This is a genomic window from Pantoea sp. JGM49, assembly GCF_018257655.1.
GTDB lineage: Bacteria > Pseudomonadota > Gammaproteobacteria > Enterobacterales > Enterobacteriaceae > Pantoea > Pantoea communis.
On record NZ_JAERJM010000007.1, the window covers coordinates 202,609 to 215,452 of the forward strand.

Annotated in this window: 13 protein-coding genes; 1 reads left to right on the forward strand and 12 read right to left on the reverse strand. The window is 54.8% G+C overall.

Annotated elements, in window-relative coordinates:
- Positions 1-12 precede the first annotated feature (12 nt).
- Positions 13-429, reverse strand: a complete 417-nt coding sequence (ibpA, locus tag JK231_RS14435; protein ID WP_034830093.1) for a small heat shock chaperone IbpA — start codon at positions 427-429, stop codon at positions 13-15.
- Positions 430-706: 277 nt separating this feature from the next.
- On the opposite strand from ibpA, the gene JK231_RS14440 reads away from it, so the two are divergent.
- Positions 707-1,054: a YceK/YidQ family lipoprotein gene (locus JK231_RS14440; RefSeq protein WP_034829992.1), complete on the forward strand. Its 348-nt coding sequence runs from the start codon at positions 707-709 to the stop codon at positions 1,052-1,054.
- Here the strand turns inward: JK231_RS14440 and JK231_RS14445 are convergent.
- From JK231_RS14445 to JK231_RS14495, 11 genes are all read right to left on the reverse strand, one after another.
- Positions 1,032-2,294: a DUF3748 domain-containing protein gene (locus tag JK231_RS14445; RefSeq protein ID WP_211728893.1), complete on the reverse strand. Its 1,263-nt coding sequence runs from the start codon at positions 2,292-2,294 to the stop codon at positions 1,032-1,034. The genes JK231_RS14440 and JK231_RS14445 overlap by 23 nt on opposite strands.
- 272 nt (positions 2,295-2,566) lie before the next feature.
- Positions 2,567-3,859, reverse strand: a complete 1,293-nt coding sequence (locus tag JK231_RS14450) for an MFS transporter (protein WP_160833308.1) — start codon at positions 3,857-3,859, stop codon at positions 2,567-2,569.
- A 297-nt stretch (positions 3,860-4,156) separates the two neighbouring features.
- Positions 4,157-5,305 (reverse strand): galactonate dehydratase, encoded by a 1,149-nt coding sequence (gene dgoD, locus JK231_RS14455; protein ID WP_034829995.1) that lies wholly within the window; start codon positions 5,303-5,305, stop codon positions 4,157-4,159.
- Positions 5,302-5,919, reverse strand: coding sequence for a 2-dehydro-3-deoxy-6-phosphogalactonate aldolase (locus tag JK231_RS14460; protein WP_211728894.1), 618 nt, complete (start codon positions 5,917-5,919; stop codon positions 5,302-5,304). Before JK231_RS14460 ends, dgoD begins: the two co-directional genes overlap by 4 nt.
- The gene (locus JK231_RS14465) at positions 5,903-6,778 is read right to left on the reverse strand and encodes a 2-dehydro-3-deoxygalactonokinase (protein ID WP_097118429.1); all 876 of its coding nucleotides are present in this window, start codon (positions 6,776-6,778) and stop codon (positions 5,903-5,905) included. Before JK231_RS14465 ends, JK231_RS14460 begins: the two co-directional genes overlap by 17 nt.
- Positions 6,775-7,473: a FadR/GntR family transcriptional regulator gene (locus tag JK231_RS14470; protein WP_084932865.1), complete on the reverse strand. Its 699-nt coding sequence runs from the start codon at positions 7,471-7,473 to the stop codon at positions 6,775-6,777. Before JK231_RS14470 ends, JK231_RS14465 begins: the two co-directional genes overlap by 4 nt.
- Before the next feature lie 453 nt (positions 7,474-7,926).
- Entirely contained in the window at positions 7,927-8,736 is an 810-nt protein-coding gene (yidA, locus tag JK231_RS14475; RefSeq protein WP_034830000.1) for a sugar-phosphatase, read from the reverse strand.
- An 88-nt stretch (positions 8,737-8,824) separates the two neighbouring features.
- A complete protein-coding gene (locus JK231_RS14480; RefSeq protein ID WP_058961707.1) occupies positions 8,825-10,114 on the reverse strand; it encodes an MFS transporter in 1,290 nt (429 codons plus the stop codon).
- On the reverse strand, positions 10,111-10,605 hold the full coding sequence (locus tag JK231_RS14485) for a YhcH/YjgK/YiaL family protein (RefSeq protein WP_058961706.1): 495 nt from the start codon (positions 10,603-10,605) through the stop codon (positions 10,111-10,113). The genes JK231_RS14480 and JK231_RS14485 overlap by 4 nt, the downstream gene beginning before the upstream one ends.
- A gap of 72 nt (positions 10,606-10,677) precedes the next feature.
- Positions 10,678-11,601 carry a dihydrodipicolinate synthase family protein gene (locus tag JK231_RS14490; RefSeq protein ID WP_211728895.1) on the reverse strand — a complete coding sequence of 308 codons (924 nt, stop codon included), beginning with the start codon at positions 11,599-11,601 and terminating at the stop codon, positions 10,678-10,680.
- Positions 11,602-11,645: 44 nt separating this feature from the next.
- The gene (locus JK231_RS14495; RefSeq protein ID WP_182056766.1) at positions 11,646-12,842 is read right to left on the reverse strand and encodes a PfkB family carbohydrate kinase; all 1,197 of its coding nucleotides are present in this window, start codon (positions 12,840-12,842) and stop codon (positions 11,646-11,648) included.
- Between the last annotated feature and the right edge of the window lie 2 nt (positions 12,843-12,844).

Here is a 12,844-nt window from a genome sequence, read left to right on the forward strand (position 1 = left end):
AACACAATATCCTTAATTCAGGATTTCAATGCGGCGCGGTTTCGCTTCTTCAGGAACGATGCGTTCCAGATCGATGCTCAGCAGGCCCAGTTCGAGACGCGCATCGCGCACCACGATGTGATCGGCCAGCTGGAATTTGCGCTCAAAGTTACGTTCGGCGATACCCTGATACAGGTATTTGCGCTCCGGTTGCTCTTCGGGGTGCGCACCGCGAATAATCAGCACATTGTCGTGTGAGGTAATATCTAACTCGCTCTGGGCAAAGCCCGCAACGGCAATGGTGATGCGATAGTGGTTTTCATCCACCAGCTCAACGTTGTACGGAGGATAGCCACCATTGGCCTGGTTCTGATTGGACTCAAGCAGACTAAACAGACGGTCGAAACCAATAGCAGAACGATAAAGCGGAGTGAGATCAAAGTTACGCATAAAAAGACTCCTGAAAATCAGCAAGTTTTGGCAACCTTCCACCATGGACAGGTTGTGCGGCCCGCTGCTGTCCCTGTCGGCAACAGCAACGCGACCGTGAAGTAAAAATGGGTGCGCTTTGATCGCTTTCAAGGGCAATGCGTATTTTTTTACAGCAATTTTGACGAAATAGCATACACTCAGAAATTCTTCGCCTGCATTGCATGACATCGCCACAGAGCTTTGCTGCAGCAGGAGACACACTCCAGCCAGAAGTGATGGCTGTAGGGATGATGAAATGAAAATGATGAAAAGCTTTCCGCTCACCGGCCTGCTGGTCTGCGGCGTTTTGACTACTTCGGGTTGCTCCAGCGTCATGTCTCACACTGGCGCCAGCCAGGGTTATTATCCCGGCACTCGCGCCAGCGCAGATATGATTGCCGATGACAATACCAGCTGGGCGATAAAGCCGCTGGCGGTGATCGATCTGCCCTTCTCCGCCGTACTGGATACGATTCTGTTGCCGTGGGATTACTTCCGCACTGACAAAGATTCGGCGCATGACCGTGTGCTGCAAAGCGAAAAATTGGCTGGCACTGACGCCAGCCTGGCGACTGCCGCCGCTATGCCATCGACGTCGCACTGACGCAAAACAGCTGGCGCCAGCCCTCAATTTCCCGCATATAAGCGATCTGTTTGCCGTCCGGTGACCACACTACCGCATCACCGGAAGGCGGCTGCTCGCTGCGTTTGGTTAAGCGCGTGCAGTGCCCGGTCGCCACATCACAGCGCATCACGCTGTTATCGCAAATAAAGGCGATCGCCTCGCCTGACGGCTGCCAGCTGAATGCCGACTGAATAGTGCTGCTGAGCCGCGTGATTTGACGCGGTGAACCACCGTTAGGCGACACACGCCACAGCTGTACAACGCCCTGCTCATCCGCCATCAGGAAGGCGATGGTGCTGCCGTCCGGTGACGCGCGCAGCCAGTGACGTGGCTGCAATGCTAACCCTTTACTGTGCGTGATGCGGCGCTGCTGCACACCGGCAGGCGGTGCAGGCAGTTTATCCGCCGTGCCCTGTAACGGTGATGCACCGGGTTTGGCGTAATCACTCAGCGCTTCGGGCAAATCCACCACAAACACTTCCGGCACTTTATCGCCGTTGGCAGCACGCGTATCACCGATAAACGCCAGCGCCCAACGCTGCCAGGTGCCATCTGGTTTTTGATATCCGCGCTCGCCAATCCAGCCCTCTTCATAAGCGCGGTCAATCTGATCGCTGCCCGGCTGGGGATCGCGCGTGGTTTGGCTCACCAGCACGCAGTAATGGCTGCCATCGTATTCACGGGGATGCTGTTTCGGTGGACACACCGGATGCAGCGGTACGGCTACACCGACATTACGCAGATCCTCACGCGCATCTTTTTCATGCATCACATGGTCGTTATAGGTATAGCTGAGGCGCGATCCGTCTGGACTGAATACATGCACATGCGAGCCGCCGCGCAATGCGCCGGGCGTATAAGGTGCGGTAATGTCACAGGCATCGAGATTTTCCGCATTGCCCTGCTGCATAATGACGCCGCGACGATGATGGAAATCGTAATGCCAGTGTGCATCGGGATGCTCCGGGCCATGGATACATACATAGCGCGGCGGCAGATCCGGGCTGACGGTCACCACGCCGACATGCGCACCGTCGCGTGCCTGATACAGCACCTCGACCGCACCGCTCGCGACGTTGACGCGTTCGATGGTCAGACTGGTAAAGGACGCGCCCGACGGACGAACATCAAACGCCAGCCACTGGCTGTCCGCGGTCCAGACGTTGATATTGGTGAGCTGATGATGACGCTGTGCAAAGGTGAGTTGTTTTTCTGACATGAGGCAACCTTACATCCAACAGTTGCCGAACAAAGTACGCGATTATGGGGTGAGGTGCAGCAGTCACAGCGCAATAATTTGCGAACAGTTGGCGCAATTCAATACGAATCGATCACGTCAGGAATGAGTGATAGATTGCGCGATAAATCATGAACAGATCGCGCAATGAATGGCTGAAGGATTGCGTGATAAATCGTGAACAGACACGCAATGAATGGCGCCGCTACGCATCGCAGGGCGTTGTAGCGGTGCCATTTATCGCACGTTATCGATCACCCAACCCGCTTCACATCCCCCACCAGCAGGATATAGGAGAGCGCACCAACCAATGCCACGGCGGAGATATACACCAGCGCCGGGGCAAAGCCGTAATCCTGTGCCAGATAGCCCACCACCAGCGGTACCGTGATGCCGCCCAATCCACCGATAAAGTTAAACATTCCACCGGTTAAACCGATCAGGCGAACCGGCGCCAGCGACGACACCAGCGACCAGGTAATAGAGGCGAAGCCGTTGCCGAAGAACGCGATGGCCATCAGCGTCATAATCCACACCGGATCGTTGGTGTAGTTGGCACCCATGATGCAGGTAGAGATCAGCAATCCACAAATAATCGGCGTCTTACGCGCAAAACCAAGGGAACGCCCGCTGCGCACCAGACGATCGGCCACGATGCCAGAAAGAATCACACCAAAGAAGGCGGCGAGGAACGGCACGGTGGTCATAAAGCCTGCTGTCAGCGCGGAGATGTGTTTTTCCTGCGTCAGATAGTTCGGGAACCAGGTCAGGAAGAACCACAGCGTAGAGGTAACAGCGAACTGGCCAAGGTACACGCCGCATAGCTTGCGATGGAACACCAGTTTCCAGTCGGCGGCGGTGAGTTTGATGCGCGTTTTTTTCGCCGCGGGAGCATCGCCGTCCACCATCGCCCCCCCTTCACGGATATAGTCCAGTTCCGCCTGGTTGATACCTTTGCTCTGGCTTGGGGCTTGATAGAACTTGATCCACACCAGCGACCAGATGATGCCGATGCCGCCTGTGATGATGAACACCCAGTGCCAGCTCAACAGTTCCTGAATCCAGATCAGCAACGGTGTGAGAAAAGCGAGACCGACAAACTGACCCGAGGTATAAAAGCCCACGGCAGAGGCACGCTCCTGCTCCGGGAACCAGCTGGTGACCAGACGATTGTTGGTCGGGAACGCGGGTGCTTCAAAGATGCCGGTGATGGCACGCAAGCCAATCAGCGATAATAATCCGCTGGCAAAACCCTGGAATAACGTGGCGACCGACCAGCCGAAGATGGCAATAAAATAGGTCAGGCGGGAACCGACGCGATCGAGGAACCAGCCGCCGGGAATCTGGCATAGCGTATATAACCAGGCAAAGGCAGAGAAGACATATCCCATCTCCGCTTTACTGATGCCGAACTCTTCCTGAATATGCGCAGAGGCCACCGCTAAATTAGCGCGGTCGACATAGCAAATCACCACCGTAATAAAGATCATCAGCAGCGTAATATAACGACGCCGGGTGGGTTTGGCCTGAACAGCAGAGAGATCCATGGTGTGTCTCCGTAATCATATTTGTAGTTGAGGCGCGAAGATGCCCGCCGCTACAAATGCAGGGTAAGGATAGTGAAGGTAAAACCGCACAGGCGGTAAATGTCATTTGCCGGGAAAAAGGCTGAGCGAGGCCCTATGCCTTATTTCACCGGCATATCTTTATCTAAAAGATTTTATAAATTCTTATACCCTAAATAATTCGACGTGCAGAATGGTGGCATGGGAATACACTCCCAAGAGCTTACTTAAGGTGAGTAAGCACAGCCAACGCATCTGTCGCTTAAATTATGACGAGTATTACCACTCAGCGACCGTTCCGTCTGGGAAACGCCATAATGGATTACGCCAGTCTGGTGCATTCTTACTTCTTTCAATCACCAGCTCTTCGTTAATTTCCACGCCGAGACCCGGTTTATTCAGTGGATAGAAGTGACCATCATCCATTTTGAAATCATCTTTATTGATGACGTAATCCAGCAGTTCAGCACCCTGATTATAGTGAATGCCCATGCTCTGCTCCTGGAACACCGCGTTGCGTGAAACGAAATCGACATGCAGGCAGGCAGCCAGCGCGATTGGGCCGAGCGGACAGTGTGGTGCCAGCGCTACATCGTAAGACTCTGCCATCGCGGCAATTTTGTAGCACTCAGTGATACCGCCCGCATGCGACAGATCCGGTTGCAGAATCGCCAGGCCACCCGCTTCCAGCACGCGTTTGAACTCGAAGCGCGAGAACATACGTTCGCCTGCGGCAATCGGAATATGGGTTTGCGCCGCCAGACGCGGATAATATTCCGCCTGTTCCGCCAGCACCGGCTCTTCAATGAACAGCGGACGATAAGGCTCCAGCTCTTTGATCAGCACTTTCGCCATTGGCGCACTGACGCGGCCATGGAAATCGAGGCCGAACTCAATCTCTTTGCCAAAGGCTTCGCGAATCTGTGCCACGGTATTCACCGCTGCATCCACTTTGCGCGAGTTGTCGATAATGCCCATCTCTTCGCATCCATTCAGCTTGAAGGTGTCGAAGCCAATCTTGCGCAGTTTCTTGATGCCGTCGACCACTTCTTCCGGACGATCGCCCCCCACCCAGCTGTAAGCCTTGATGCTGTCACGCACCAGACCACCAAGCAGCTGATACACCGGCACACCCAGCGCTTTACCTTTGATATCCCACAATGCCTGATCGATACCGGCGATGGCGCTCATCAAAATCGGACCACCGCGATAGAATCCACCGCGATACATCACCTGCCACAAATCGTTGATGCGTGCCGGGTCCTGACCAATCAGATATTCCGACAGCTCATGCACAGCCGCCTCGACGCTGCGCGCGCGCCCTTCAATCACCGGTTCGCCCCAGCCAACGATGCCTTCGTCGGTTTCGATTTTCAGGAACATCCAGCGCGGCGGCAGGCGATAAGTGGTCAGTTTGGTAATTTTCATCGTACAGCATCCTTATAAGCAGCAATAAATGCGCGAGCTTTCTCCACAGTGCGCGACAGCGGCTGGCCAGCGCGATAGAGATCGCTGCCCAAACCTGCGCCAATGCAGCCCGCGGCCAAAAATTCATGCAGGTTTTCTGGCGTCACGCCGCCCACCGCAAACACCGGCACTTCCGGCGGCAGCACCGCTTTCAAGGCCTTGATGTAGCCCGGACCAAACGCCGACGATGGGAAGATTTTCAGCGCCTGGGCGCCCGCTTGCAGTGCGGTAAAGGCTTCGGTGGCGGTGGCGCAACCCGCTGCAACAATCATCCCTTTCGCCACGGCCAGACGGATGACTGCCGCATCGGTATTCGGCGTCACCACCAGCTTGCTGTTAAGCGTGGCCAGTTCATCGACCTGCGCCGGATGCAACACGGTGCCCGCACCGATCAGCGCTTTATCGCCGAAAGTCTGCACCATCGCGCCGATGCTTTTGGCCCATTCCGGGGAATTCAGCGGGATTTCAATGGCATCGAAACCCGCTTCGATTAGGGCACCCACGTGCGCTTCGGCCTCGTCTGGCGTGATGCCACGCAGGATGGCGATCAATGGCAATTTAGTGTGCCAGGTCATCTGCAATACTCCTTATTCCATGCTGGAACGCGCGGTCGCCTTCCAGGGTGACTGAATCCATGCCGATAAATTGCAGCGCCTGCTGATAACGCTGCGCCAGCGCGTTCCCGGCAATAATGATGATCGGTTGGCGGCGATCCGCGTGTTGCGTCATCAGCGCCACTTCATGACCAATCAGCAGGCCGGATAGGAAATCGCTGATATGGCGGCGATCGCGTGCGCCCAATACATGAGAAGCACGCACTTCGAACAGCCGGGAAAGGATCGATGCGTCGTGGCTGCCGACCGCTAAGCCCTCACGGAAAGCGGCGGCATTCTCTTCCTGTTCGGGTAAACCCGCACCGATTAGCGACTGTTTCAGCAGCAGATGATGCAGTTCGCCCGTCATCACCGTGCGGAAATCCTGCACACGCTGCTGCTCCACCTGCACCCATTTGGCATGCGTGCCAGGCATCACATACTGCATAGCGGGTTGCAGCGCGGAGGCACCTAGCAACTGTGTCTCTTCACCGCGCATCACGTTGTAGTTGTCAGCACGTTCGACGCTCAATCCCGGCACGATCCACGCTTTATCTTCAACGCGGGTCAGGCGGCTGCTGAGTTGATCCAGTGCCACAGGACAGGCCAGATAAGGCACCGTAAGCCAGCCTGCATTGCTACCGACCATGCCCGCCATCACCACCGGCACATCATTCACTGGCCAGCCGTCTGTCACACTGGCAAAGACCTCTGCAGGCGTGCGTCCGCCAAGACGCGTGACGCCCGCTTCTGACCGGCGCTCATCAACGCAGTTACCCTGCTGATAATGCCAGGCACGCAGATTGGTTGAACCCCAATCAATCGCGATATAGCTGGTCACATAATCTCCTTGAGTCGGGCGGTGGAGCTGGCGATCATCGCTTTTGCCGCCTGCTCCGCCGCATCACCATCCTGATGTCGGATGGCATCAAACAGCGCCTTGTGTTCGGCTAAGGTGCGCGGCATGTTGCCGGAATCCGCCATGTAGGTTTTCGCAAACACCGCTTTCTGTAACTGGCTGATCGCCACATTAAGCTGCTGCAATACCGGATTGTGCACCGAAGCCAGCACCGCTTCGTGGTAGCGGATATCCGCCTCATTGAATGCTTCCCGATCGAGATGATGGGCAACCATGTCGTTATAAGCCTGCTCAATCGCCGCCAAATCGGTGGAGGTCGCGCGTTCCGCCGACCAGCGCGCAATCTGCGGCTCCACCAGCACGCGCACTTCACTCATGGCGGCAATCAGCCTGGGATCTTGATCGTGCGCCAATGCCCATTGCAGGACATCGCTGTCGAGGTAATTCCACTGATTGCGCGGGGTGACAAAGGCGCCACGGTAACGCTTCATTTCCATCAACCGCTTTGCCATCAGCGAGCGAAATACTTCGCGGATGATGTTTCGCGAGGTGCCAAAGCGCTCACACAACTCTGCTTCGGCGGGCAACGCGGCGCCCGGCACATACTTCCCTGCTACAATTTCTTCACCCAGCGTCAGGATGATGCGCTCAGTTTTGCTTAATTGTTCTTGCGTCATGATGTTCCATTCAGTGAAAGACGGTAGCCCATCAGATTACTGCTTTCGACGCGTGAAAACTAACAGACACCTCACGTCACGACGCAGATTGTAGTACTAACCAAACAGGTTGTACTACAGTCTGGATCACATAATAGACAATTCATTGACGCATAAATGTGCACCCGATTAAATCAAGCTGAGTGTGAGTTGGGGCATCACTTATGACGGATCAGTGTGCCCCAGGCAGAAACTTAGAAGCTCGCTCGTTGGGTGATCATTCATGGTGAAGCAATGCGCACCGGGTGGAAACGAGACTGATCGTTCGCGGGTTCATCATTTATGAAGTATGAATAGCTGCTTCACGGAAACCGTAACGATCATTCGTCGTGTCGGCATTGATGGCGACCGATGGACATTTGCAGAATGAATTCAGAGAGGCGGACAGCAGCACGCTGCCCGCAAAAGAAAGGATTACAGCACCAGCTCTTCAATGGCATGCGCGACGCCATCTTCCATATTGGTTTTGGTCACGAACTGCGCAATGTTTTTGACTGAATCAATGGCATTACCCATCGCCACGCCGGTTCCCGCGTACTCAATCATCGCCAGGTCGTTTTCCTGATCGCCAATCGCCATCACTTCCGACTGCTGCAGGCCGAGTTTGTCCGCCAGCATTTTCACGCCGTAGCCTTTGTTGACCAGTGGATTGAGAATTTCGAGGTAGTACGGCGCACTTTTCAGGATGGTGTAGCTGTCACGGGCACGCGCAGGCAGGCCAGCAATCGCTTTATCCAGCAAATGTGGCTTGTCGATCATCATCAGTTTCGGGAAGCGAGTGGCCGGGTCCATCTCTTCTACCGCGCGGTAGCGAACCGGAATGCCGGTCAGGCTGGCTTCATGGATGGTATATTCGCTGATGTCTTTATTTGGCGTGTAGAGGAAAGATTTGTCGAATGCCTGGAAATGCACGCCGAGGTCGCGCGCCAGCTGTTCCAGATAAAGATAGTCATCAAAGCTCAGCGTTTTTTCTGCCACCACATCGCCGCTATCCGCGCTGTGCACCAGCGCACCGTTGTTACTGATGCAATACTGGCCGGGCTGCTGCATATCGAGTTCCATCAGGTAGCGCTCAATGCCGACCAACGGACGACCAGTCGCCAGCACAATGGAAACGCCTTTATCACGCGCACGACCAATCGCCGATTTCACTGCCGCCGTCACTTCGTGCTGCGGGTTGAGCAGCGTGCCGTCCATATCGATCGCAATCAATTTTATCGCCATAACATCCTCGGTTAAGTCAGAGTTTGTTTAATGCTAGCGCGATTCAGCTCACATTGACCAGTTAATCGGCAACGGACGGCACTTCAGGCTATTTTGCGGTCAGCGGCTTGCGGACAAACAAGCCATAGCTCAGCGCACCCAGCATTAGCAAGCCCGCTCCCAGCAAGAACACGTTGGTAAATTTGCCGGTAGTATCCAGGATGATGCCCGTGACAATGGGTGCCATTGCTGCGCCGAGGAAGCCACCAAAGTTCTGAATCGCACCAAGGGAAGCCACCTGAGATTTTGGTGCAATATCACTGGCAAGCGTCCAAAGTGCCCCTTGTGGCATCTGCGAACAGAAGTAGCCCATGGCCAGCAGGCCAATTGCCAGTGGCGTACTATCCACGAAGGGGATCGGTGCCACGAAGCAGGCGGCCAATGCTGCGCCAGTCACAATCGGAACTTTACGCGCGGTGATTGCCCGCACACCGCGACGCACTAATCGATCGGACAGCATACCGCCCACCAGCACGCCTAAAATGCCGGCGAAGAATGGAATCGAGGCGATCCAACCAGTGGCTTTGAGACTGAAACCCAGGGATTTTTCCAGATAGCCGGGCAGCCAGGTGAGATAGACCCAAATAGTGAACATGATGGAGAAGTTGCCGATCACCATAAACCAGGTGGTGCTATGGCGGAACAGTGCGCCCCAACTGGCTTGTGCCTTCTCTTCTGGTGCAGCGACACTGCGCTGCCCGGCATGCAGCAAAGCATCTTCACGCGCTTCTGGATCACGATAAAACTTCCACCACGCCAGCAGTAATGGGATCCCCATTAAGCCAATGGCGACAAACATGCCGCGCCAGCCGAATGTCAGCAACAGTACGGTCAGAATCGGAGGGGCAATCGCATTTGCGATTTGCGAACCGGTATTGATGATCGCCGTGGGTAAGCCTCGCTCGTTATCACCAAACCAGCGATGGGTGATCTTAATGCCCGAAGTGAAAAACGGCGATTCGGCGATCCCTAACATCATGCGTAAGCCATAGAAGAAGCTGTAGCTGTTCACAAACGCCGCCAGCACAGTAAACGTGGACCATAAGCCAAGCGCCCATGAAAACATTTTCTTCGGGCCAAACTTATCCACCAGCCAGCCAGCGGGTAAATTCGCCAGCGCATAAGGCCAGAGGAACGCGGAAAGTAACAAGCCCATTTCCGTTTGAGAGAAACCAAATTCAGCGGCAATGGTGGTGTTGGCAATGCTCAGGTTGGCGCGATCAAGATAGTTAACCACCGCTGCCAACAACAGAAGGAGGACGATGCCCCAGCGCAGTTTACCTATGGTTGTCGGCTGGGTAATGGTCGCATCAGATAAGGTATGCGCAGAAGGTTTCATGACGCCTCCTGCGGTGCAGTAAACAGGTCGAGATGGATTTTAATCACTGCTTTGCGAATGCGCTGTACTTCGGGCGCGGCACAGCATGGGCGATGCACATCGTGCGGGAAAAACAGCGCGAATTGGCCAGGCGTTAAGGTAATCATCGATTCATTGATGGTGTCCTGATAAAACACCACATCTCGTTCATTGCGCAAATCTTCAGTAATGACATGCTGCGGATGCGCACGCGCCACGCCGATATTTTCACGTCCTTCCAGTAAATATTGAATATCAACATAGTTAAAGTGCGACTCCGCACGGCGCGCACTCGCCGGCTCGGTCTCCATTTCCTGCACCAGACAGAACATCTGGTTGTTGGGCAGTAAATCGTATTTCCCTGCTTCCAGCTGGCTGAAATCGGTATCCGCAATCCAGCGAATAGCCTGGTCAACTATGGGATGAAAAGCGTGGCGCTCGCGCGTCCAGTCCAGTCGATCGCATACAATCATGATGTCTTCCCGTGTCGTTATCGTTAGAGGGTTCAGGTACAGCGGGAGGATAAGCATCCTCCCTGAGAGGTGTTATTTGGCTACACGTGGCTGCCACAACGCACTGCCATCACGGATTTGATCGAGCAGCACGCTCAATCCCCAGAATTTTTCCAGCACGTTGTCTTTGTTCACCCGGCAGTGCTCACTGGCAAACGTGCCCAGTCGCTGGTGATAAATCTTGGCGTTTTTTGGATAGCCGAGCGTTTCAGTCACAGCGCTCAGCGACAGGAACAGCGACAGTTCATGGGCTTTTTCCGGCTGCTGTGCGCCATGGTGATAAAGCCAGTGATATAAGCCCGGGTGGAAGTTGGTGAACACACCGCTGAAACCTTTGGATCCCGCTTGCATCGCCGGCCAGGCAATCGCGGCATTCGCATTGATAATGGCCAGTGGCGTGCCCTGAGCCAGTTTGACGCGGCGCTCAACAGTTGGCAGATCGCAGCTCACATCTTTCAGCACCACAAAACGGCCACTATTGGCGCAGAAACTGAACTCTTCATCACTCAACAGTCGACGATATGGCGCCGGGCACTCATAAAGCCCCAATGGCATGTCTGCGGGTAACGATTCCAACAGATGATTGAGATGGGTATAGAATGCTTCGCTGCCCTGATTTTGAGGATCGAGGTGGTTGGTCACCAGGACCAAAGCATCAATCCCGGTATTGGCCATAGCCTGCAGCTCTTTAGTTTGCTCTGCCAGATCATCACTGATATGGCCTGAGGCGATAACGGGCACACGGCCTTCTACTTTCTGTACCACAAAGCGAGCCAGTTCTACTCGCTCCTCAAGGCTGAGATACTGCATCTCACTCGACTGGCACACCGCGAATAGCGCATCCACGCCCTCTTTTAAGTACCAGCTAATTAGCTTTTCCAGGCCGGGATAATCAATCTGGTTATCTGGGGTAAACGGGGTCAGCATGACCGGTACAATGCCTTCAATCTTTTTCATCATCTCTCCTGCCAGCGAAAGGCCGCTGTGATTAGTTATCTGGTTTATCGTTGTTGAAGTCGGGTCAGCACCTGCTGACGATCGGGCATGTTGCTTGCCCCTTCTCGTTCAACAGCGAGCGAAGCAAAAGCAGAGGCCCAGGTCGCCGCTTGCAGCAAGCTTTGGCCCTGAGCGAGTGCCGCCGCCAACGCGCCGTTGAAGGCATCGCCCGCGCCCGTGGTATCCACGCTGAGCGCAGGAAATGCCGGAATATGGTGAAATTGTTGGTTATCAAACAGCAGTGCACCGCGCGATCCCATGGTGATGATCACCCTCCGCGCGCCCAGTGCGACAATGGCCTGAGCAGCCGCGCGTGCGCTGGGGACATCATGGATTTCAATGCCAGACAGACGCGAAGCTTCGGTTTCATTCGGCGTGAGTACATCAATCATCGGCAGGCAGCTCACCACGTCAGGGGAAAATGGCGCAGGGTTCATAATGACGCGCACGCCCATGGTGTGTGCGAGACGGATGGCACTGCGGGTAGCTTCAAAGTTGTTTTCCAACTGCAGTAGCATCACATCCGCATCGGTTAATTCATGCGTGAGTTCAGCAATCTCTTCGTCGGTAATGGTTTTGTTGGCACCCGAATAGATGGCAATCATGTTCTCGCCATTTTCTTGCGAGACATAAATGATGGCGCTGCCCGTGGGTTCGGTATCGGTCTGATAGAGACGAAAGGAGTGAATGTCGGAAGCGGAGAGATGATCGAACGCAAACTGGCTGAATTGATCGGTACCGACTTTGGCCACAAAATGGACGCGCGTACCCGCACAGCTAGCGGCCATCGCCTGATTGGCGCCTTTACCGCCAGGCCCCAGCGTGCTGCCTAACGCCATCAGTGATTCGCCACTTTGCGGAAACTGCGCCACTTTCGCCACGATATCGACGTTAAAAGCACCAAGAATGCAGACTTTCCCCTGCTTACCAGATGACTTTATCTGGCCTTTACGTGACTGCAGGCGTTGTAGCAACACCTCAAAGTTGCCGCTTTCGCTGATGAGCTTTTCCTGCAAATTGCGGCGTAACGCAATCGCTCCACCATAGCAGCGCTGCACTAAGCCCTGCTGTGCCAGTGCACTGAGATCGGTACGAATGGTTTCTCGTGTCACGCCTAACTGGCTTGCCAATCCATTAACCGTGACCCGCTCGTGCTCATCCAGCCATTGCAAAATCTGGCTACGTCGTTCTTCCAAAAACATGC